This window comes from Rhizocola hellebori (assembly GCF_016862955.1).
GTDB classification, from domain to species: domain Bacteria; phylum Actinomycetota; class Actinomycetes; order Mycobacteriales; family Micromonosporaceae; genus Rhizocola; species Rhizocola hellebori.
Genome location: NZ_BONY01000031.1, coordinates 78,083 through 99,993 on the forward strand (window position 1 = coordinate 78,083; position 21,911 = coordinate 99,993).

20 protein-coding genes are annotated in these 21,911 nt (G+C 69.8%); 14 read left to right on the forward strand and 6 right to left on the reverse strand.

Features of this window, described 5'->3' with window-relative positions; translation table 11 throughout:
- Window positions 1-14: 14 nt before the first annotated feature.
- From Rhe02_RS24705 to Rhe02_RS24730, 6 genes are read left to right on the forward strand one after another with little or no spacing between them, the layout of a single operon-like run.
- Complete coding sequence (locus tag Rhe02_RS24705) at window positions 15-836, forward strand: hypothetical protein (RefSeq protein WP_203910724.1); 822 nt, start codon at window positions 15-17, stop codon at window positions 834-836.
- A gap of 11 nt (window positions 837-847) precedes the next feature.
- The gene (locus Rhe02_RS24710; protein WP_203910725.1) at window positions 848-2,167 is read left to right on the forward strand and encodes a hypothetical protein; all 1,320 of its coding nucleotides are present in this window, start codon (window positions 848-850) and stop codon (window positions 2,165-2,167) included.
- Between the two features lie 10 nt (window positions 2,168-2,177).
- The gene (locus tag Rhe02_RS24715; protein ID WP_203910726.1) at window positions 2,178-4,046 is read left to right on the forward strand and encodes a hypothetical protein; all 1,869 of its coding nucleotides are present in this window, start codon (window positions 2,178-2,180) and stop codon (window positions 4,044-4,046) included.
- A 13-nt stretch (window positions 4,047-4,059) separates the two neighbouring features.
- A complete protein-coding gene (locus Rhe02_RS24720) occupies window positions 4,060-5,154 on the forward strand; it encodes an aminotransferase class I/II-fold pyridoxal phosphate-dependent enzyme (RefSeq protein WP_203910727.1) in 1,095 nt (364 codons plus the stop codon).
- On the forward strand, window positions 5,144-5,971 hold the full coding sequence (locus Rhe02_RS24725) for an amidohydrolase family protein (protein WP_203910728.1): 828 nt from the start codon (window positions 5,144-5,146) through the stop codon (window positions 5,969-5,971). The genes Rhe02_RS24720 and Rhe02_RS24725 overlap by 11 nt, the downstream gene beginning before the upstream one ends.
- On the forward strand, window positions 5,968-7,095 hold the full coding sequence (locus Rhe02_RS24730; protein ID WP_203910729.1) for an amidohydrolase: 1,128 nt from the start codon (window positions 5,968-5,970) through the stop codon (window positions 7,093-7,095). The genes Rhe02_RS24725 and Rhe02_RS24730 overlap by 4 nt, the downstream gene beginning before the upstream one ends.
- Here Rhe02_RS24730 and Rhe02_RS24735 read toward each other — a convergent pair.
- On the reverse strand, window positions 7,084-8,484 hold the full coding sequence (locus Rhe02_RS24735; RefSeq protein ID WP_203910730.1) for a sigma 54-interacting transcriptional regulator: 1,401 nt from the start codon (window positions 8,482-8,484) through the stop codon (window positions 7,084-7,086). The two genes, Rhe02_RS24730 and Rhe02_RS24735, sit on opposite strands and share 12 nt — an antisense overlap.
- Window positions 8,485-8,762: 278 nt before the next feature.
- Here Rhe02_RS24735 and Rhe02_RS24740 point away from each other — a divergent pair, with 278 nt between their 5' ends.
- A complete protein-coding gene (locus tag Rhe02_RS24740; RefSeq protein WP_203910731.1) occupies window positions 8,763-9,722 on the forward strand; it encodes a hypothetical protein in 960 nt (319 codons plus the stop codon).
- Window positions 9,719-10,249, forward strand: coding sequence for a hypothetical protein (locus Rhe02_RS24745; RefSeq protein WP_203910732.1), 531 nt, complete (start codon window positions 9,719-9,721; stop codon window positions 10,247-10,249). Before Rhe02_RS24740 ends, Rhe02_RS24745 begins: the two co-directional genes overlap by 4 nt.
- Before the next feature lie 17 nt (window positions 10,250-10,266).
- Here the strand turns inward: Rhe02_RS24745 and Rhe02_RS24750 are convergent, their stop codons facing one another.
- Window positions 10,267-10,443: a hypothetical protein gene (locus Rhe02_RS24750; RefSeq protein ID WP_203910733.1), complete on the reverse strand. Its 177-nt coding sequence runs from the start codon at window positions 10,441-10,443 to the stop codon at window positions 10,267-10,269.
- Window positions 10,444-10,565: 122 nt separating this feature from the next.
- Between Rhe02_RS24750 and Rhe02_RS24755 the strand changes: the two genes are divergently transcribed.
- From Rhe02_RS24755 to Rhe02_RS24775, 5 genes are all read left to right on the forward strand, one after another.
- Window positions 10,566-11,549 (forward strand): helix-turn-helix domain-containing protein, encoded by a 984-nt coding sequence (locus tag Rhe02_RS24755; protein WP_203910734.1) that lies wholly within the window; start codon window positions 10,566-10,568, stop codon window positions 11,547-11,549.
- 115 nt (window positions 11,550-11,664) lie between these two features.
- Window positions 11,665-12,012, forward strand: coding sequence for a hypothetical protein (locus Rhe02_RS24760; protein ID WP_203910735.1), 348 nt, complete (start codon window positions 11,665-11,667; stop codon window positions 12,010-12,012).
- 54 nt (window positions 12,013-12,066) lie between these two features.
- On the forward strand, window positions 12,067-12,903 hold the full coding sequence (locus Rhe02_RS24765) for a VOC family protein (protein ID WP_203910736.1): 837 nt from the start codon (window positions 12,067-12,069) through the stop codon (window positions 12,901-12,903).
- 47 nt (window positions 12,904-12,950) lie between these two features.
- Window positions 12,951-13,460, forward strand: a complete 510-nt coding sequence (locus Rhe02_RS24770; protein ID WP_203910737.1) for a GNAT family N-acetyltransferase — start codon at window positions 12,951-12,953, stop codon at window positions 13,458-13,460.
- Window positions 13,451-14,611, forward strand: a complete 1,161-nt coding sequence (locus Rhe02_RS24775; RefSeq protein WP_203910738.1) for an MFS transporter — start codon at window positions 13,451-13,453, stop codon at window positions 14,609-14,611. The genes Rhe02_RS24770 and Rhe02_RS24775 overlap by 10 nt, the downstream gene beginning before the upstream one ends.
- Here Rhe02_RS24775 and Rhe02_RS24780 read toward each other — a convergent pair.
- Complete coding sequence (locus Rhe02_RS24780; protein WP_203910739.1) at window positions 14,608-15,183, reverse strand: TetR/AcrR family transcriptional regulator; 576 nt, start codon at window positions 15,181-15,183, stop codon at window positions 14,608-14,610. The two genes, Rhe02_RS24775 and Rhe02_RS24780, sit on opposite strands and share 4 nt — an antisense overlap.
- A 168-nt stretch (window positions 15,184-15,351) precedes the next feature.
- Between Rhe02_RS24780 and Rhe02_RS24785 the strand changes: the two genes are divergently transcribed.
- Window positions 15,352-17,562, forward strand: a complete 2,211-nt coding sequence (locus Rhe02_RS24785; RefSeq protein ID WP_203910740.1) for an MMPL family transporter — start codon at window positions 15,352-15,354, stop codon at window positions 17,560-17,562.
- Here Rhe02_RS24785 and Rhe02_RS24790 read toward each other — a convergent pair.
- Genes Rhe02_RS24790 through Rhe02_RS24800 form a run of 3 tightly spaced genes read right to left on the reverse strand, consistent with a single transcriptional unit; the run spans window position 17,552 to window position 21,872 of the window.
- Window positions 17,552-18,337, reverse strand: a complete 786-nt coding sequence (locus Rhe02_RS24790) for a ceramidase domain-containing protein (RefSeq protein WP_239124024.1) — start codon at window positions 18,335-18,337, stop codon at window positions 17,552-17,554. The genes Rhe02_RS24785 and Rhe02_RS24790 overlap by 11 nt on opposite strands.
- 23 nt (window positions 18,338-18,360) lie before the next feature.
- Window positions 18,361-20,115 carry an ABC transporter ATP-binding protein gene (locus Rhe02_RS24795; RefSeq protein WP_203910741.1) on the reverse strand — a complete coding sequence of 585 codons (1,755 nt, stop codon included), beginning with the start codon at window positions 20,113-20,115 and terminating at the stop codon, window positions 18,361-18,363.
- Window positions 20,112-21,872 carry an ABC transporter ATP-binding protein gene (locus tag Rhe02_RS24800; protein WP_239124025.1) on the reverse strand — a complete coding sequence of 587 codons (1,761 nt, stop codon included), beginning with the start codon at window positions 21,870-21,872 and terminating at the stop codon, window positions 20,112-20,114. Before Rhe02_RS24800 ends, Rhe02_RS24795 begins: the two co-directional genes overlap by 4 nt.
- Window positions 21,873-21,911 lie beyond the last annotated feature (39 nt).

Here is a 21,911-nt window from a genome sequence, read left to right on the forward strand (position 1 = left end):
GGGGAGTACCAAAGATGAGTGCTTACGAAAGCCAGGAATGGGAAGGCTTCGAGTTCCAGGAGAGCGGGCTCGGCGAATGGGAGTCGCACGAGTGGGAGTCGGGCGAGAACGAGTGGGAGCAGGAACAGTTCCTCGGCGGGATCCTGAGCTCGGTGCTCGGTGGCGAGACCGAGTCGTCGCAGATGGAAATGGAGCTGACCCACGAGCTGCTGGAGGTCACCAGCGAGGAAGAGCTTGAGCAGTTCCTCGGCAACCTGATCAAGCGGGCCGGAAAGGCGGTCGGCGGGTTCATCAAGTCGCCAGTCGGCAAGGCCCTCGGTGGGGCGCTGAAGGGCATCGCGAAGAAGGCCCTTCCGGTCGCCGCGGGCGCGCTGGGCAACCTGGTGGTTCCCGGCGTCGGCGGCATGATCGGCTCGAAGCTCGGGTCGATGGCCACCAAGCTGTTCGAGGTCGAGCTGGAAGGCATGAGCGAGCAGCAGGCCGAGTTCGAGGTCGCCCGCCGCTACGTGCGCTTCGCCACCGCCGCAGCGCGCAACGCGGCCCGGGCGCCGGCCGGTGCTCCTCCTCGCGCCGTCGCGCGGGCCGCGCTGATCTCGGCCGCCCGCCGGCACGCCCCCGGGCTGGTCCGGGGCGGGCGTCCGGGCAGCGGCCCGCGCCCGCGGTTCCGGCCGCGCCGCGGCGGCGGCTCCGTCAGCGACTTTGCCTACAGCACCAACGGGTCTGGACAGGACTGGGCGGACGATGACGGCTTTGCCGGCGACGAAGACGGCGGCGAAGCCCGGCGCGAAGGCCGCTGGATCCGGCGCGGGCGCAAGATCCTCATCATCGGGGCCTGACGGCGGCGGCCATGACGACCTCGCCCGCAACCGCATTCCTCGAACACGAAGCCCGCGCGCTGTTGACGCGGCTGGACCGGGTTCGGCCCTTCGTCATCAACGAGACGATGGTGCTGGCGGCCGCGCCGCTGCCCGCGGCGCTTTCCGCGGTCGAGCCGTTCCTGCTCAACGGCCGCCGGGTGCTGCGACGCAACGTGGAGCAGTTCCTTGAGTGGTTGCGGGGACCCGGACGTGACATGCCGGCAAGCGAACAGCAGCACCGGTTCACCGCCATCCGGATCGCTTTCAACGACGTGCTCTCGCAGTTCGACCTCTTCACCGAGGCGATCACGCAGCGCAGCGAACACCAGACCGGGGTATGGCTGTCCGGATTGGACATGCTGGCCACCGACGCGCTGAGACTGCGCCAGCAGCTTTTCGATCCGCCACCGCTCATCTGTTACCTGGCCCGGGGACCGGGCGCGGCCATCCGCCGAGCCCGGACCCGCCTGCCCGGGGGCGCCTCCAGCCCGGCCGCGCTGATCCGGGTACCCAGGGAAAGAATGATCGGGCACGGTATCGGATCGTCGCTGATCCACGAGGTCGGCCACCAGGGCGCGGCATTGCTGTCGCTGGTGGAAACGCTTCGGCCCGCGCTGCTCGATGCCATGCGGCGAGCCGAAGGGGCGCAACGCCACGCGTGGCGCTCGTGGGCGGGATGGATCTCCGAGATCGCCGCGGACCTGTGGTCGGTGGCCAAGCTCGGGGTCGGATCCACGCTGGGCCTGATCGGAGTGGTCAGCCTTCCCCGCTGGTTCGTCTTCCGGCCCAGCGGAGCCGACCCGCATCCGGTGCCATGGATACGGGTACAGGTTTCCGCCGCGATCGGTGCGGCGCTCTACCCGGATCCACAGTGGACGACGGTCAGCAAGCTCTGGTCCGCGCTGTATCCACTGGAGCGTGCCCCGGCCGCGATGCGCGGGGAGCTGGCGAGTCTGGTGGCGCACATCCCGGAATTCGTCGGGACGCTGCTGGATCACCGCTCGGCCGCCCTGCGCGGTGAGCGGCTCGGCAACGTGCTGTGGATGCCGGGGCGGCAGCGTTCCGAACTGCTCGCCCGGTACGCCTCCTGGCAACGCGCGCCGCAGGAGCTGTTCGCGGTGCCGCCCGCGCTGGCCTTCGCCGTGCTCGGCCAGGCCCGCGGCGAGGGTCTGCTCAGCCCCGAACAGGAGAGCCGTCTGCTGGGCGCACAGCTCACTCGATGGGCCGTGCGCGGCAGCCTGGACACCTCAGTGCTGTGCGCACAGGCCAGCCGACCCGTGCCGGTGCGTGCGCCGGCACTAGCCAACTAGGAGAGACGCAGTGTCTGACAACAACAACAGGTTCAGGGTCCAGGGCTACCCGCGGACCCCGGTGCAGGCGGGCACGACGGTCCGTCTAGAAGCGCTCCTGGATGGGGAGCTGGTGCCGGCACAATGGCGGATCGACTGGACCATCCGCGGTCCGCGTTCCAACGACGAGAAGCTCCTCCCGGATCGGGGGCCGAAGATTGACTTCGATCCCGGGGTTCCCGGCGCCTACGCGGTGACCGCCCGCAGGTTGCCGGCCGGCGGCACGCCGTCGCCGGGAGGTGAAGCGCCACTTGAAGAATCCACGCCGTTGCCCGGTATGGAGGGGGGCGCCTTCTCGGCCAAGGCCAAGACCGGCGTCATCGCCAAGCCGGTGGTGTCGGGCGGGCCGGTCGACAACCTCGAAACCGAACCGTGGGACATCACCGTGCAGTCCTCAGGCGTGATCAGCCCCGAGGGAACAGTTCCGGTCAGCCTGCAGCGCACCGGGGTCACCGGCACGCTGGACCAGGTGCTGTGGACCATCATCCGCAACCGCACCAACGCCATCTCGTTCCGCCGCTACAAGCAGTTCATCGACGGCGTCATGTGCGGTGGGACGGAGCTTCGCGGTTACCCGGGCAACGGTGGCCGGCTCAACTTCACCGGCACCCAGGCTTACCAGGTGCTCAAGCAGGCCACCGATGCCTTCCTCATGCAGGAGTGCGGCGTCGTGGACGTCACACCCGAGGGCTTCCTCGACCCCGCTCTGGTGGAGCGGGAGCTGGAGACCGGTTCGCTTGAGGCACAGCGGTTCCTGGAGCAGGAGCCGCGCCGCTACAGCCGCAGCACCCCGGTCACCGTCGAGGAGCTCAAGTCGCTGCGTTCGCTGTACTACGACCAGCTTCGCGATGACGGCGCGGTGGCTTTGCCGTACCTCAAAATAATCCGGGACCGGCTCAGCGACGTGCCGCTGAAGGGGCCCAACGAGACCTTGCTCAACTGCTATGGCATTCTGCGCTCCCGGCTCACCGGGCCGCTGGCCATGGAGCTGATCTGGTCCTACTGGCACGAGGAGGGCATGCTCGTGCAGACCCTCAACGCGATCCTGGCTCGCTTCCAGAACCGCCGCCTGGTCGACGGGCGCGATCCGCTGGCCCGCCTTGACCTCGACCCGCTTCGCCCGCTGGCCAACCTGTTCTGGGGCTGGGCCGAGGACGAGATGCACCGGCTGACGGTGCGCCGCCGCGCGTTCGAGTACGACCACGAGTACGGGCTCACGTTGCTGGGCAAGGCGATGCCCGAGCGGCGCACCGTGGACACCCGTTCCCGGTTCATCGAGTCGTTCCACACCCTGCTGCACAGCTGCTACCTGTTCTTCAAGGAGGACGACGACACCACGGTGCTGGCCGACGGCTTCCCGTTGCTCAACGCGTTGCGCGAGACCCATCTGATCCTGTCGGAGGGCGCGCACAACCAGTTCGGCGACTTGCCCTCGGCGGCCCGCGCGGAAATGATGATCATGCAGTGGCTGCTCGCCCGTCCCGAGATGCGCGAGTTCCTCGGCGGGCGCGTGATGGTGCCCTATGAGGAGGAGTGGATGGATCGGGTGGACACCATGAAACAGCTGCAGGGCTGGACCGACACCACCGTCACCCATCCCCGCGACCTCGGGGTGTTCGGCGAGCAGATCCTGCTGAGCATCCGCTACGGCAACTGGAGTGTCATCAACGACCCGCAGCAGGCCGCGAACTGGGCCCGCTACTGGCGTCCGGAGATCCAGCGGTACACCCACGCCTACCGGGCCACCACCGGGATGGACCTCACCGAGAAGGTGGACGCGACAGTTCCCGCTTACCTGTTGCAGCGCCGGCTGGTCGCGCAGCAGCGCGTCTCGCGCTGAGCGGGCCGATGCCATGAGGGTGGCGGACTTCACCTCGTCGCTCTATCTCGGCATGCGGCACGCCGGTGCGGAGCTGGCGACCCTCTTGCCAGAGTCGTCGGCGCTCACCAGCGGCCGGCCGGCGGTACTGGATCCGCCGGCCGGGGCGGGCGCGGCGCGCAGGCTGGCGCTGCGGGCGGGCGCCGAACAGGCGGCGTTCACCCGGTCGACGCTGCACGGGCTGAACGACTGCCTGGAAGTGTTGCTGGGCAAGGACACCGCGCTGGCGGTCGACTCCGGGGTGTACCCGGTCGGGCGGTGGGCGGTGCAACGCGCCGCCGGAACGGGGACTCCGGTTGCCTGGGTCGGCCACCACGACGTCGCGGGCCTCGAGTCCGGGCTGCGCAGGTTCACCGGCCGGGGTCTGCGGCCGGTCGTGGTGGCCGACGGGCTGTGCACCGGCTGCGGCCGGGCCTATCCGGTCGCCGAGGTGGTCGCGTTCCTCGACCGTTACCGGGCAACGCTTCTGCTCGATGACACGCAGGCGCTCGGCATCCTCGGCGTCAAGAGCGGACAGCCCTATGGCAGCGGGGGCGGCGGATCGGTGGCGCATGCCGGTGTTTCGCACTCGTCGGTACTGGCCGTTTCCTCGCTGGCCAAAGCGTTCGGCGCGCCGGTGGCCTGCGTGGCCGGACCGGCGCGGATCGTGGGAAAGCTGCGCACCGCGGGCAGCGCGGTGCACTCCAGCCCACCGTCGCAAGTGGACATAGCGGCCGCCACCCACGCCGTCGATCGCAACGCGGCCGACGGCGACCGGTTGCGAACGGCGCTCGCGCATCGGGTGCGGATGCTGCGCCGGGTGACCGCAAGGCAGGACCTGACCTTGGTGGGCGGCCTCTTCCCGGTCCAGAGCACACCGGTGATCGCGGTCGGGGCCGGGCGCTGGCTGCTCGACCGGCTGGCCGCCAACGGGGTTCGTGGGGTGTTGCGGCAGACCTGCCGCGGGGGCAGCGCGGTCACCCTGGTGGTCACCGCGGTGCACTCGTTCGCCGATGTCGAGCGGGCCGCCGGGCTGCTGGCGGGTTGCTGGCAAGAACTTTTGGACAAGGGGGTGCGCCGTGTCGCCTGAATCGCCCATCATCGACTGCCATTGCCACGCGGGCAAGGGCGACGGCCTTACCGGCCCGTGGGACACCGATGCGCCGCTGGCCGGTTACCTGAGCCGGGCGCGGGCCGCCGGGATCGACGCCACGATCGTGTTCGCCGCCTTCGGCTCCGACTACGAGCGGGCCAACCGGGAAGTAGCGCGGATCGTACGCGGCGATCCCGGAAGGCTGCTCGGTTTCGCGCTGGTGCACCCGGACCGCGACAGCGGCCGGATCGCCTCGATGATCGCCACGGCCGTGACCGAACACGGTTTGCGCGGCATCAAGGCACATCGCCACGACGCCCGGCTGACCCGCGAGGTCTGCGAAGCCGCGCGGCAGTGGCGGTTGCCGCTGCTCTACGACGTGATGGGCGACGTTGCCCCGATCGAGCTCTTCGCGACCGAGTACCCGCAGGTCGCGTTCATCATCCCGCACCTGGGCAGCTTCGCCGACGATTGGCGGGCCCAGCGCGCCTTCCTCGACCTGCTCGCCCGCCACCCCAACGTGCACACCGACACCTCGGGCGTGCGCCGCTTCGATCTGCTGGTGGAGGCGGTGCGCAGAGCCGGGCCGCACAAGGTGCTCTTCGGCTCCGACGGCCCGTGGCTGCACCCGGGGGTGGAGCTGGCCAAGGTGAAAGCGCTCGGGCTGGCCCCCGACGCGCAGCGGCTGGTCCTCGGCGGGAACCTGGTGCGGCTGCTGCGCCGGGTTCGCGTGCCGTCGGCGATGCCGCGTGCCGTGGCGGTCAGAGCCGAGCTGCCGTCCGCGGCCGATCCCTGGGAAAGAAGACCGGCATGACCACGGTGGCCGCGCTGAAAGCGGCCGTCTGTGAACGCGTCGACGAGATCGCCGACGAGCTGGTCGACCTGTCACACGCCGTGCATCGGTTCGCCGAACCGGCGTTCGAGGAGCATCGCTCCGCCGCGGCGGTGGCCGCGTTGGCGTCCCGGCACGGGCTGTCTGTCCGGCGACCGGTCGCCGGGCTGAAGACCGCGTTCGTCGCCGAGTCCGGCAGCGACGGCCCGATCGTGGCGATCTTCGCCGAGTACGACGCGCTGCCCGGCCTCGGCCATGCCTGTGGCCACAACGTGATCGCGGCCGCCGGGGCGGGCGCGGCGATCGCCCTGCACGCGCTCGGCGGCCGGCCCGGCCGGGTGCGGCTGATCGGCAGCCCCGCCGAGGAACGCGGCGGGGGCAAGATAATCCTGGCCCGCGCCGGTTTCCTGCACGGTGTGCGAGCCGCGATGCTCATACACCCCAACGCTTTCGAAACAGCCCGGCCGCATATCATCGCGGCCCTGCACCTGCGCGTGCGCACGCTGGGCCGGGCCGCGCACGCGACGCTGTTCCCGGAACGCGGCATCAACGCCCTGGACGGGCTGATTCTCGGCCTGGCCGGGTTGTGGTCCATTCGCGCCGGGCTGCCGCACGCCGGTCAGGTGCACGGCGTTCTGGTGCAGGGAGGCACGTCTCCCGGGGTGATCCCGGATAGGGCCGAAGCGGCGTTCCTGGTCCGTGCCGCCACCCTGGCCGGGCTGACGCCCGTGGCCGACCGCGTGCTGCGGACCTTGGCCGGCGGCGCGGCCAGCGTCGGCGCCGGGCTGCGAGTGCGGGCCACCGCCCCCGCCTACGCGGAGCTTCGCACCGATCCCGAGCTAGCTCTCGCCTGGGAGCGCAACGCCAGATCACTTGGCCGTCAACCGTTGCTCAATGTGCCGCCGAACCGGGTCGGCAGCAGCGACCTGGGCAACGTCAGCCATCTCGTCCCCACGATCCACCCCATGCTGGCGATCGCCGACGGCGACACCGTCCCGCACACGCCCGGGTTCGCCGCCGCCGCGATCTCCGACCGCGCCGACCGCGCGGTCCTCGACGGAGCAAAGGCCATGGCCATGACCGCAATCGATGAGCTACTGCAATAGTGCTCTGCCTTGGGCTCGCCACTTTTGCAGCATGCGGTCGGTTACCCCGAGCCGGCGTGCCGCCTCCTGCAGATCGTCGCCGCATCGGCGTAGCGCCAGCCGGATGGCTGTCTCGGCCGCCGAGTCCCGGATGTGGCGGTAGCCGCAACCGGCGCTGAGCGCCGCCTCGACCGCGTCGTCGAGCAGCACCTGCACCTGCTGCTCCTGCGCGGCCGACACCTCCAGCGGGCGTTCCTCATCGGGGATGTCGCCCGGCGTGACCGGGCCGGGTCCCACGTGACGCGCGGCGATGCGAAGCGCGAGCTGGCGCAGATCGCGCACATTGCCGGGATATTCGCGCTGATCGAGCATGCGCGCCACGGCCGGGTCGAGCCGCAGGCCCTCGACCCCGGTGGCTTCGGCGAGAAAGTGGCGGAACAGCATGAGGATGTCGGCTCGCCGTTCGCGCAGCGGCGGAAGGTGGACCATGGTCGCCGCCAGCCGGTGGTAGAGGTCCAGCCGGAACCTGCCCGCGCTCACCTCCGCGCGCAGATCCCGGTTGGTGGCGCAGACCAGCCGGAAGCTGACCTTGCGCCAGGTATCGCCGCCGACCCGCTTGAAAGTGGACTCCTGCACCACCCGCAGCAGCTCGGCCTGCAGCGGCAACGGCAATTCACCGACCTCGTCAAGGAACAGGGTGCCCTTGTTGGCTGCGGCGAACGCGCCGTCGCGGGCCGTCATCGCGCCGGTGAAGGCGCCCCGTTCGTGGCCGAAGAACTCACTGCCGGCCAGGGTCGGGACAATGGCGCCGCAGTCGACGACGATCAGGTCGCTCTTGTCCGGCCGGTTGTCCAAGTGATGAAAGAGCCTTGCTATTAACTCTTTTCCGGTACCGGTCTCGCCCGTCACCAACAGGGCTGCCCCGGTGAAGTGGGCGACCTCCACCACCCGGCGCAGGGCCCTGAGCCAGCCCGTTGTGGCGCCCACCAGCTGACGGCGCACCACGTTCGATCGCACCAGGCCATCCACCTCGCGCCAGCGCTGCAGCCGGGCCAGTACGCTCGCACCCGGGTTGTCGGCCGACGCCCACGCCACCACGTCCTCGGCGCCGCTTGCCAGCAAACGCCACGTCAGTCCCTCGGCGCAGCCGCTTTCGCCGACCACGACCAACATCCGGCGGCCACCCTCGCTCAGACCGGCCACGAACTCGAGCAGGGCACTGTCGGGCGCGGCGGACACGCACAGCCGAGGCCGGTCTGGATCATCCACGGTGGCGCGGCCGTTGCCCGGCCGGTGCACTATCTCGGCCGACACTCCACGCAGCAGGAGATCAGAGCGAACGGCCACGGCCAGTGTCGCATCGCGATCGCCGGCAAAGTGGATGCTGCAACTGATTTCCGGACCCGCCACGTTCGGTCCTTCCTTCAGCCGTTAAGGATCCGAGCGTGCTAGCGGGAATTCAAGCGTAGTAGCGGCAATACGACGCGCGCGCTCGAAACAATGCCTTGCGATCAAAGGCTTGACGGGGTATGAACGAAAGCAGGCGTGACGGAGGCCGTGTCATCGGCGAGCGCCCAAAAAATGCTCAGTGAGCAAGTGGCATCCATCGCGGTGCGGGTCGTGTGATCGAGCGGTGGGTCTGTTTGGCGTCTCCGCATTCTCTTACCAAAGCCATGAGGAGCTTTGTCATGCCTACCCAAAAACGCGCCGCCGCAAAGGAACCGGTCGCCGAGCCGGTAACGGCCGAAGCGCCCCAGCAGGATTTGCCCCCCGACGACGATGACACGCCGACGCTGGGCGTGATCGACAAGCGGCCCAGCCGATGCAAGACCGCCGGCGTCGATCTGACGCTGACCACCATCTCCCGCCCGTTCGACCTCGCCGACTCCGGCCGTGTCGAAGCCGCGGGCGCCCTGATGCTGATTCACCAGTACGGGACCCGGATGGGGTTCTTCGCCGCGATCGATCGCGCGCGAGATCTGCTCGACGAGGACAAGCTCTGCCTCGACTTCGTCAGCGGCCAGCGCAAGCTGCTCAACGCGTTGTACTGCTGGCCACGGCTGACCGAGCAGCTCGAAAGCTCACGGATCGCGGCGGTCAAGGCGAAGGTGCTCGGCATCGGGGATGCCGGTGTGCCGGAAAGCGAACGCAACACCGCCATCGGCCCGCAGCTGGGCCGCCTGGTAGCCCTGCTGAACCGGGCTTGCAACCCGGGCAAATGCCAGGACGAGCCGACCACCACCGAGCTGTTCGAGCTGGAGCGGGCCTACCGTGCGGTGCGGTTCAACCTGACGATGTCCACCTCGACCGGCACGATGCTCACCATCAAGGAGATGAAGGCCAACCTGTCCACCGCGGTGAGCATCCTCGACGGGCTGGCCGACCATCTCTACCTGCCGTGCCATCTCGACGCCACGGATGGCGCCTTCCGCTCGGTGCTGGCTCTGGTCGGCGACGATCTCATGGCCGCCGGGGTGGATCTGACCGAGGCGGCCGAGATCGCCGAGGCGTGGCAGGTCATCTTCTCCTGGCTGGCCTACGACGCATCGGCGGCGGTCGCCATGACGTCGATTCCCGACGACCTTTGCGGCGCCGCGGCCACACTGCGCCCGGTACCACGTGATATGCCGAGATTTTCACTGCGATGATCCGGCTCGGGCTGCGTTGCCTGCCTTCCCATGGACGGCACGACCTGGCCTGGCTGGCCCGGCTCACCGGCTCGCTGCAGGAGATCTACGAGTTCCTGCTGCGGACGGAGATCGGCGCGCACCTGGCCGCAGACCGCGATCTGCGCCGGCTCACCGACGACGAGCGGCAGCTCGTCATCGACGGGCAAGCGATCGAGGCCGGCAGCCCACTGGTCAAAGTCCGTGCCGGGTCGACCCGGGTGGAGCTGCGCACCCGGGCACCCGACGGCACCCCGGTGCAGGCGCTGGCGTGCCTGGCGCTGATGCTCGAAAGCGGGCCGGAGGTCGCTGCGTGGCCCGGCCATGTCAAGCAGGCCTGGTTCGGCGAAAGCCTTGCCGCGGCCAGGGCCAGGCAGGCCCATGACTGGATCCGGCGCAGCGCGGTCGTCCATATTGTCCAAGACGGTTCATCCGGCAAGTCCGTGAAGAAACGGAGGAAAGGAGAGGATCTTCCCGCTGGGGTAAGGCGATCGCCGCCGCTGGCGTGAGCCTGCCCGGCCTGCGGCTACGGATACGGGCGCTCGTCGGGCCAGATCCAGGGTTGCACGCATTGGTTGGGCGGGATGCTGATGGCCGGTCCGGGGCAGCGTTCGGGCGCGGTCGGGCCATCAGCGCCGGCGGGCGCTGAGGCCATCAGCATCGCGACGACACCGATGAGAGCCGCTTTGATGATCCGCGCCATAGTCACTCCTTTTGGAAGATCCAGCTATCCGAGTATCAGAACTTCTCACTGCCTGAACCAGCGATTGCCGGTTGCATAAACAGACCATGTCCACAAGTTGCCATCTTGCGTATCGTGCGAACGTGTTCGAGACATTTGGCATTTCGGATCTCGCCGAGTCCGGGTACAGGCTCCTGCTGGCCGATCCAAGCCTCGACCCGGCCGGGCTGGAGCGGGCCTTGGGCGGCGGGGCGAAAGCCGCGCTGGCCGAGCTCGCGGAGCGTGGTCTGGTGGCGCGGCGGGAGGCCGACGGCCCGCGGTTTCGGGTCGAGCCACCCGAGCGCGCCCTGGAGCTGCTGATCGCCCGGGAGGAGGCGGCGATCCAGGCCCGCCGGGCCGCGCTGGCCGAGCTGCGCCACGGGGTCGGCGAGATGGTGGCCGAATATGTCAACGGCCGCAGCCACGCCTTCGATGGCCTGATCGAGCAGGTGGTCGGCGACGACGCGGTGCGCTCCCGGCTCTACCAGCTCGCGGTCGGCGCACGGCGTGAGGTGTGGACGACCAATCCGGGCCCGGCACCCTCGGCGCGGGCGCTGGCGGCCAGCCGCGCCATGGACGAGCTGACCCGGGCCAGGGGAGTGCGCAGCAGATCCATCTTCTCCGCCGAGGTGCTGCCAAGCGAGCCGATGCGCGCCTATCTCGGAGAGGTGGTGGCGGCCGGGGACGAGGTGCGCGTGCACGCCGACCCGCCGGTGCTGCTCTTCGTGGTCGATGCCGAGGTGGCCGTGGTGCCGGCCGACATCCGGTCTCCCGGCCGGGCGGCCCTCGTCGTGCACAGCCCGGCCCTCGTGCAGCCGCTTATGGCGTTCTACCACCAGCTCTGGCAGGCGTCGCGGCCGTTCGATCCGCTCGGCGAGGTGGGCGACGTCGAGGAGGAACGCCTGCGCCGGATAGTCGCGATGCTGGCGCAGGGGCACAAGGACGAGTCGATAGGCCGCCGTCTGGACCTTTCCGTGCGCACCGTGCGCCGGCTCATTTCCGTTGCCGTGGAACGCCTCGCCGCCGAGAGCCGGTTCCAGGCCGGGGTGCATGCGGTGCGGCGGGGCTGGATCCCCGCCGACGAATGACGCTGGCCTAAACCGGCAACGGCCGCTACCTACCGCCGCGAATGCCTGGTCTGGCTCACGACATCGAAGCTAACTTTCGCCATCGATGTCCACCCCCAGACAGGGAGAAGTCACCATGCTCAAATCAACGCGGCCTCGTGTGCTGGCCTGCATCGCCCTTGCCGCGGTGTCGGCTTTGGCCGTTGCCTCGCCCGCGAGCGCCCGGCTCAACCCGGCCGGTCTGCTCGACTGCGAGTCCGGCGGCAATTACCACTACACCTGCCACATCGAGGATTTCGCTCCGCAGACCAATGAGGTCTGGAAGTACAACGGCTCGCATGTCCCAGCTTTCGACGGGCACAGCAGCGTCTACGGCGCGTGCGCGGCCGGGTTGCGGTTCAGCATCGGGGTCACCTACCGCAGGGCCAATGGCACCACCATCACCACCGGCATGACGATGAACTGCCTGCGCGACTGGCAGTAGGTTGCTGCCCGCCCGCGGTCGTAGCGACCGCGGGCGAGTCATAGGCTTGATCCCATGAACGCATCGAGGACTTATCCGCAGGGGGTACCGAGCTGGGTGGACACCTCCCAGCGGGACCTGGACGTGGCGAGGCGGTTCTACGGCGGGCTGTTCGGCTGGACGTTCGAGACCGTCACTCCGCCCGGCGCCCCCGGCGAGTACGTCATCGCGAAGCTCGATGGCCGCGATGTGGGCGGCCTGTCCAGCAGCGGGGACAGCGGCGGGGAGAGCATCGCCTGGCACACCTACGTGGCCGTGGACGACGCGCAAGCCCAGATCGCGGTGGTGGCCAAGGCGGGTGGCAGCGTGCTTGCCGAGCCGGCCGACGCGGGACCGGCCGGGCGCAGCGCGGTCTGCGCCGATCCGTGGGGCGCGCAGTTTCGGCTGTGGCAGGCGGGAAGGCGGCTGGGCGCGCAGGTGGTCAACATGCCGGGCGCCTGGAACTTCAGCGATCTGCACACCTCCGACCCGGCTCAGGCGGCCGCCTTCTACTCGGAGGTGTTCGGATGGGTGATCGACGACGTCGGTTTCGGCTCAATGGTGCGGGTTCCGGGCTACGGCGACCATCTTCAGGCCACCATCGATCCGGACATCTACGCCCGGCAGGATGCCGTCCACTCACCGCCCGGGTTCGCCGACGCCGTCGGCTGGGTAGTGCCGATCGGCCCCGGCTCGGTGCCGCACTGGCATGTCACCTTCACCGTCGCCGATCGCGACGCGACGGCGGCGGCCGTGTCGCGGCTGGGTGGGGAGGTCGTGTCCACCGAGGAGTCAGAGTGGACGCGCACGGCTCTGGTGAGAGATCCGTCGGGAGCGGTCTTCACCGCGAGCCAGTTCACCCCGCCCAGCTGACGAGAATCCGGACCTTGAGCCGGCCGGGCTGGGGGTAACGTCGCCGGATGCGACTGGAACAGCTCTCCGCCGAGCACCTGGAAGCCGTGCGGGAGTTCGAAAGGGTCAACCGAGCCCACTTCGCCGCCTGGATACCCGATCGCGGCGATGCCTTCTTCGCCGACTATCCGGCGCGGCACGCCGCGCTGCTGCGGATGCAGGAGGAAGGCACGGATCTGTTCCATCTGCTGGTCGATGACGACGGCACGCTGGCGGGCCGGGTCAACCTTGTCGACATTCGCGATGGCGAAGCCGAGCTCGGTTTCCGCGTCGGGCGTGACTTCACCGGCCGCGGGGTGGCCACCGACGCGGTGCGTCAGGTCATCGAGCTGGCCGCTGGCGCCTATCGGCTCAAGCGGCTTCGCGCGGCCGCGAACGTGACGAACGTGGGCTCACGCAATGTCTTGCTGCGCAACGGCTTCACGCTCACCGAAGAGACCACATTGGATGGACAGCCCTGTCATCTGTTCATCCTGGACCTCGCAGGCGCGGCTGAGGCGGTGGCCGGATGCCGTTGATGGGCTTGGCCTACCTCGGGTTCATCAGCCTCGGGCTGCCCGACGGCCTGCACGGGGTGGCCTGGCCGTCGATGAGCGCCGGGTTCGGCGTGCCGCTCGGCTCGATCGGCTACGTCATCGCGATGAGCACGACGGGCTATGTCCTTTCGAGCGTGACCGCTGGTTTCCTGCTGGCCCGAATGGGCGTCGGGGTGCTGCTGGCCGGGAGCACGGCCCTGTCCGGCCTGGGCCTGACCGGATACGCGCTCGCGCCCAGCCTGGTCTTCGTGATGGGCGCGGCCCTCGTGCTGGGTCTGGGCTCGGGCGCGATCGACTCCGGCCTGAACGCCTACGCGGCAGCGCGTTTCAGCGCCCGCCACATGAACTGGCTACATGCGAGTTTCGGCTTCGGCGCGATGATGGGGCCGCTGGTGATGACCGGTGTGCTGAGCGCAAGCCTCTCCTGGCGTTGGGGTTACGGCATCGTCGCGGTGGCGCTGGCCTGCCTGTCGCTGGCGTTCACCGCCAGCAGGCGAGCCTGGCGGCCCAGCGATCCGGCCCCCGCCGCCGAGGCGTCCGGGGCGAAGGTGGGCAGTTCCTTCCGGATCCCGGCGGTCTGGCTGGGCGTGGCCACCTTCGGCGTCTACACCGGGCTCGAGATCGCCGCTGGGCTCTGGGCCTACACCATGCTCACCGACGCTCGGGGCCTGACGCCCGCCACCGCGGGGATCTGCGTCTCGGCCTACTGGGGCGCCCTGTTCGCGGGCAGATTGCTGCTCGGCGCGATAGGCGACCGGGTGACGCCGGACAGCACGCTGTGGGCCGCGACGGTCGGTCTCGGGCTGGGCGCGCTGATGCTGATCCCGCCCTCTGCAGTGCTGAGCGTCGCTGGTTTGATCCTCATCGGATTCGCGGCCGCGCCGGTGTTCCCGATGCTCACCCTCACCACGGCGCAACGCGTCGGCCAGCACCACGCCGATCGCGCGGTGGGTCTGCAGATGGGCTCGGCGGGCCTGTTCGGGACCCTGCTGCCGGCGCTGGTCGGGGTGCTCATCCAGCGCTACGGCGGCGCGGCGCTCGGCCCGGCGCTGGTGGTGCTCACGGCCGTCTTCGTCGGCCTGCACGCGATGCTCACGGTGAGCGCGCGGAGGCTGGGCGCGGTCGCGGGCTAACGCCCGGCCGGGGCCGGATGATGGCGGTTACGCAGGCCGAGCAGCCGCCGCGACGAGCTGAGCAGGTGCTCCCGCAGTGTCTCGTCGTCGATGTGGGTGAGCAGGGGCGAGGAAGCGGTGCAGGCGATGCCGCTGAGCACCAGGCTGGCGTTGATCTCCCCGGCCGGGCTGGGCTCATGGCTGGAAAGGATCTCCAGTGGGCGGCCGAACAGCTCGACTATGTCCGGGTGGGTGCTCAGCGCGTGGGCCACACCCGGGTCGGTGCCCATGATGCCGATGAGAGCGCGATGCCGCACGGTGATGTCGACGAAACCCGTCAGCAACGTGTCGATGCGAGCATGGGGGGAACGCTGAGCCTCGGCCCTGGCGATCACCTCGCGCAGCTCCTGCAGCCCGGGTTGCACCACCGCGGTCAGGATCTCGTCGCGGGTCCGGAAATGGTGGTAGATGGCGGCTTTGGTGACGCCGAGATTGTCGGCGATCATCTGCAGCGAGGTGCCGGCGAAGCTGTGCATGGAGAAGAGGCGCAGCGCCGCGGTCAGCAGGCGGTCGCGGGTGCTCACCTCGCTCACGGCGGGTCCTCTCGTTACCTGATCATTCACTGTAGGGAAATCACCCCTGGGTGTCAAAGCTAGCCGATCGGCAAGTGATGTACTTTACGTTCGGCTAGCTTCCTCCTTTACGTTCGGCTAGCTTCGAGGGAGTCACGCTATTCCCTTGATCACCCGGGAGCCCACGTCATGGCGACGTTTCTCTATCGCATCGGCCGATTCTCGTACCAAAGAAGATGGCTCGTAGTTGGCATCTGGGCCTTCATCCTGGTCGCGTTGGGTGCCAGCGCCGCCACGATGTCGGGCAAGATGTCCAACGACTTCTCCATCCCGGGGACAGAAGCCCAGCAGGCCATCGACGACCTGAGCGAGCGCTTCCCCCAGGCCAACGCGGGTGGGGCCACGGCCCGCATCGTCTTCGGCGCCCCCGAGGGCAAGACGGTCGCCGACCCGGCCGTGCAGGCCGCAATCGCGCAGGTGGTGCAGGGCGCATCGAAGGCGCCCGAGGTGGCCCGGGTCATGGACCCGTTCACCGCCAAGGCCATCTCGCCCGACGGCAAGTACGCCTTCGCCCAGGTGAGCTACACGGTGCAGGGGCAGGAGCTGACCGACGCCGATCGTGAGGCGCTGTTCGAGACCGCGCAGTCCGCCCGCGACGCGGGCCTGGCCGTCGAGTTCGGCGGGGACGCCCTTCGCGCAGGCCCGGAAACCGGCATCGTCGAGGTGCTCGGTGTCGTCGTCGCCGCGCTCGTGCTCGTCATCACCCTCGGCTCGCTGATCGCGGCGGGGCTTCCCCTGCTGACCGCGCTCGCCGGGGTCGGCGTCGGGGTCGCCGGCATGCTGCTGGTGGCCAACGTCGCCGACATCAACGCCAACAGCCTGATCCTCGCGCTGATGCTCGGTGTCGCCGTCGGCATCGACTATGCCCTGTTCATTGTTTCCCGGTACCGGCATGATGCATTGATAAGGAAAGACGGCGCAGAAGCTGCGGGAAGGGCTGTGGGCACCGCGGGCTCGGCGGTGGTTTTCGCCGGCCTGACCGTCATCATCGCCCTGGCCGCGCTGACCGTGGTGGGCATCCCGATGCTGGGCTCGATGGGCCTTTCGGCCGCCGGGGCGGTGGCGGTGGCGGTGCTCGTCGCGCTCACCCTGCTGCCCGCGCTGCTGGGCATCGCCGGCCGCCGGGTCACCACGAGCAAACTGTTCGGGCGCAAGGCCGTTGACCCGGAGGCGAACACCGGCCCGGTGCGGATGGGGGAGCGCTGGGCGCGCCTGGTGGTGAAGCTGCGCTGGCCGGTACTCATCCTGGCCCTGGCCGGGCTGGGTGTGGTGGCGATCCCCGCCGCCGATCTGCGGCTGGGCCTGCCCGACGATGGCATGGCCGCGCTCGACACCACTCAGCGCAAGGCTTATGACATGCTCAGCGCCGGGTTCGGACCCGGGTTCAACGCGCCGCTGACCCTGGTGGTGGACACCAACGGCAAGGATGCGCAGCAGGCCATGGGCCAGGTGGGCCAGGCCGTGCAGTCCATCAAGGACGTCGTCTACGTCAGCCCGCTGGGCGTGAGCCCGGACGGCGGCACCGCCCTGCTCGCGGTCATCCCCTCGCACGGCCCCAACGATGTGGCGACCGCGGATCTGGTGCACGCCATCCGCGCCCAGGCCGGCCAGATAAAGGCCGGTACCGGGGCCGACATCGCGGTGACCGGGCCGACCGCGCTGAACATCGATATTTCGCAAACCCTCGACGACGCGATGGTGCCTTACCTGCTCATCGTGGTCGGCCTGGCGTTCCTGCTGCTGATGCTGGTGTTCCGGTCGATCCTGGTGCCGCTCAAGGCAACGCTGGGCTTCCTGCTCAGCGTCGCGGCCACCTTCGGCGCCGTGGTGGCGGTGTTCCAGTGGGGCTGGCTGTCCGAGGTCTTCGGCGTGCACGAGACCGGGCCCATCATGAGCATGCTGCCCGTGTTGCTCATCGGCATCCTGTTCGGCCTCGCCATGGACTACCAGGTGTTCCTGGTGACCCGGATGCGGGAGGAGTTCGTGCACGGCGAGCCGGCCCAGGCGGCGGTCATCAGCGGATTCCGGCACGGGGCAAGGGTGGTCACCGCGGCGGCCATCATCATGGTCAGCGTCTTCGGCGGGTTCGTGTTCTCGGGCGAACCGCTGATCCAGTCGATCGGGTTCGCGCTGGCCTTCGGGGTGTTCGTGGACGCGTTCATCGTGCGGATGACCCTCGTCCCGGCCGTCATGTCGCTGCTGAACAGGGCCGCGTGGTGGCTGCCGCGCTGGCTCGACCGGCTGATGCCCAACGTCGACGTCGAGGGCGAGAAGCTCGCCCTGGCCGAGGACGAGGCCCTGCCGGTGCGCGAGCCGGAACCGGCCGGCGCTAGCCGATGACCTCTTCGCTGGCGTAGTAGCGGTAGAGGAAGTAGGCCGACACCGCGCCGAGAAGATGCCAGATGGCGTGACCCTGGATCAGCGATCCAGGGTCACACAGCCACGTCTTGGCGGCATTCCAGATGGCGAAGGCGATCAGGATGGAACCCAGCGAGGCGAACGCATACCACCGGGTCGCGCGGGTGGCGCCCCGGCGCATGATCAGCACCTCGAGGACCACCGCGATGGTGAGCAGCAGGGCGAAGGCCACGTTGCCCGAGTAGTTCACCACCGGGATGTCGGCCCTGGACAGCCCGACGATCTCGCAGAACACGATGCCGCCGGCGAAAAGCGCGGCAAACAGCCGGGTGCCGCCACGCAGCCAGCGCATCCCGGCATAACCGGCGGCGAACGAGGCCACCAGGTACATGCTCGCCATGTCCAGATGCCCGCCCAGCGCGGATTGGGTGGCGTGCATGGCCGCGCTGCCCGGCCCGAGCAGGACGACCAGGCAGGCGATGAAGGTGGGCAGGCCACGATGGGCCGACAGGACACCGCCGACATTTTCCCGAACCCCCGCGTGCCAGGCGATCAGCAGCCCGGCCACGACAAAGCCGACATTGCTGAAGCTGTTGGCCGGTTGCCGGACCACCCAATCCCTTGCCGCTTCACAGAAATTCGCGCCCCGGCCGACGTCTGGCCCGAGCCAGCCGAACGCCACCGCCAACGCCAGCACTGCGCAGGACACCACCGCTGTCGCGACGGCAATGCTGAATGGCCTCAGGTCACGCCGCATGCGCGCCAGTATTACGCGTTGCTTTAGCACGCGCCAGTATTGCTGCTACCTCCATGCCAGGAGCGCCAGAGCTGGGCGTAGGAGCCGTTGGCGCGCATCAGCTCGGGGTGGCTGCCCAGCTCGGTGACGCGGCCGCCGTCGAGCACGGCCACCCTGTCCGCGTCGTGGGCGGTGTTGAGGCGGTGGGCGATGGCGATGACTGTGCGCCCGGTGAGCACGGCGGCCAGCGCGCGTTCGGTGCGCCGGGCGGTGGTGGGGTCCAGCGCGGCGGTGGCCTCGTCGAGGATCAGGGTGTGCGGGTCGGCCAGCACCAGCCGGGCCAGCGCAAGCTGTTGTGCCTCAGCGGCGCCCAGCTCGTGGGCGCCGTCGCCGAGCCGGGTGTCGAGACCCTCGGGCAGCTCGCCGGCCCAATCCGCGCCCACCGTGTCCAAAGCGGACTGGAGCTGGCCATCGGTCGCGTCCGGCGCGGCGAATCTGAGGTTGTCGCGCAGCGAGCCGATGAAGACGTGGTGCTCCTGAGTGATCAGCGCTATCCGGCGGCGGCGCTCGGCGGGGTCAAGGTCGGTGACCGGGCAGCCGCCGATGGTGACCGTGCCGGAGCGAGGGGCATCGATTCCGGCCAGCAGCCGGGCGAGCGTGGATTTGCCCGCGCCCGAAGGGCCGACGATCGCGAGGCGCTCCCCGGGCCGTACCTCAAGGTCGATGCCGTGCAGCACATCGTGGCCGTCGGAGTAGGAGAACCGCGCGCCGCGCACGACAAGCTCCCGCGAGGCCGGGGCCTCGGCTGCGCCCCGCGGCTCGGGCGTCACCTGCCCCACCCCCAGCACCCGGGCCAGCGAGGCGAAGCCGCGCTGCGCCTGCTCGACCCATTGCAGCACCCGGTCGAGCGGCTCGATCGCCTGCTGCAGATAGAGGGCCGCCGCCACCACCGCGCCCAGGGTGACCATGCCCCGGTTCAAGAAGTAGCCGCCCGCCAGCAGGATGGCGGCGACCGGCAGCGCATGACCCGACTCGACCACCGGGAAGAACACCGAGCGCAGCGCCAGGGTCCTGCGCCGGGTGGCCCATTGCGCACCGATGCGCTGCCTGCCGAAGGCGATGCGGGCCTCGGTGAGCCGCAACGCTTCCACCGCGCGGGCACCTTCGGCGGTGGTGGTCAACGCATCGGTCAGCTCGGCGCTGGCCGCGCCCTCGGCCAGGTAGGCCGCGCTGGCCCGGCGCAGGTACCAGCGCACGGCTAGAAAGGTGGACGGCAGCCCGGCGAAGGCGACCAGCCCGAGCAGCGGATGCAACAGGAACACGGCGCCGAAGAGCAGACCGAGCTGCGCGCTGGCCAGGACGATGACCGGCACCACGTCGCGTACGGTGTTGCCGACCGCGGCGACGTCGACCGAGCTGCGGGTGGCCAGGTCGCCCGTCCCGGCCCGTTCCACCACCGACACCGGCAGGTTGAGCGTGCGGTGCACGAAGTCTTCGCGCAGCCCGGCCACGGCCCGCTCGCCGAAACGGTGGCCGTAGTACTGCGCGAATCTCTGCAGAAGTCCTTGCGCCAGAACACATCCCGCGATCGCCAGGGTCAGCCGGTCCACCGCCGAGGCACTCGCCCCGGCCACCACCTCATCGATGATCTTACCTAGCAGCCACGGCGCGGCCAGGCCGCTGATCGAGGCTGCGGTGTGCAGCCCCAGCACCACCGCCACGGCCCGGCGATCGGCGGCGAACAAGTCGACCAGGGCGCGGCGCACGCCCTTGCGGTCGGCCACCGGAAGTATGGTCATCGCCGCACCGCCTCGAATCCGGTGTCGCTGTCGCTGTCAAGGTCGTCGTTGCTGTCGACGTCGCGCGAGACGAGCGCGCGGTAGGCGCGGTCGGTTTCCATAAGCTCGGCATGGGTGGCGGTCGAGACGATCCGCCCGTCGCGAAGATGAGCCACCCGATCGGCGCGGCCGAGCATCAGCGGAGAGGTGGCTATCACCACCGTGGCGCGCCCCTGCCGGGCCGAGCGCAGCCGCAGCGCGATGCGTGCCTCGGTATGGGCGTCCACCGCCGAGGTGGGATCGATGAGGATTAGTACCTCGGGCTCGGCGAGCAGTGCTCGCGCCAAGCGCACCCGCTGGCGCTGGCCGCCGGAAAGGTTGCGGGCGCGGACGCCGACCGGCGTGTCCAGGCCCAGCGGCAACGCCTCGACCACGTCCTCGGCCGACGCCGCGTGCAGGGCGGCCGTAATCTGCGCGTCGCCCAGCTCAGGACGGATCTGCAGCACCTCCCGCAGGGTTCCGGCGAACAGGTACGAGTCATGCTCGTCCACGAGGATCCGCTCCCGCACCTGCGCCAGCGGCATCCCGGCCAGCGGCTCGCCACCCCAGGTCACCTCGCCGGGAGCGAAGCGGCCCAAGCGATCGGCGAGCGCGATCGCTTCGGCCGGGTCGGCGGCGGCCACCGCGAGCAGCTCCCCGGGGCGCACCCGCAACCCGGTCGCCGGGTCGTGCAGATCGGCCGGGGCGCTCGGGGTCTTCGCCGTCACCGCCTCGGCTGTCCCGTCGGGCGCCAGCTTGAGCAGGGCGATGATCCGGCGCGCGGCCACCCGGCCGCGAATGAGCTGATATCCGCCTTCCAGCAGGAAGTAGACCGGCAGGATGAGGATCGCCACGTAGCCGTAAACGGCGACCATCTGGCCGATCGTGATCTCACCGGCGCCGGCCATCCGTGCCGCGAGCCACACCACCGCCGCCAGGAACAGGCCCGGGATCACCACGATGCCGGCGAAGATCCAGCTGGCGACCGCGCCTACCCGGTACCCCTCAAGAAGCAATCGCTGAGAACGGCCGGCATAGGACCGAGCGAACAGCGACCGCCCACCGACCCCGGCGAGCACTCGCAAACCGGCGACGATATCGCTGGCCTGGGCGGTCAACGCGCCCTGTTCCCGCCGGTAGACCGACTCGGCCCGGTCCAGCCGGCGCAGCAGCGGGCCGATCGCCACCGCGATCGCGGGCACGCCGAGCAGCACGAACATGGCGAGGAAGGGCGAGACCGACCACAGCACTATGGCCACCACGCCGTAGGCGATGACCGCGCCCACCCCCGGCCCGGTCAGGGTGAGCACATGGGAAACGTTGCCAATGTCGGAGCCGGAGACGGTGGCCACCTCACCGGCGTCGAGCTTGCGGGTCAGCGCCGCGCCGCCGCGCGAGACCGCCCGCAGCACCACCGCCGCCGAGCGGGCGGTGGCGTCCTCCCGGACGAAGGTCATCGTGCGATGACGCATGATTCCCAGCCACGCCAAGGCAATCCCGGCCACGACGATGGCGGCGACCCACCACAGCAGAGCGCCGTAGTCTCCCGTCCTGAGCCCGCCGTCGACGGCGCGGGCGATCAGATAGGGGCGCACGGAAAGCCCCACCATCCAGGCCGTGCCGATCACGCTGCCGCGAAACACCCGCCACGGCTGGCACCGGGCGAGCCACCAGGCGTAGCGCAAAGGGCTGCGGATGTCGGGGGTGCCGGGATCGGCATGGGGCAAACGCGGGGGCACTCAGCCCAGGCTACAGATTGCCCGGCCGCCGGTGGGGTG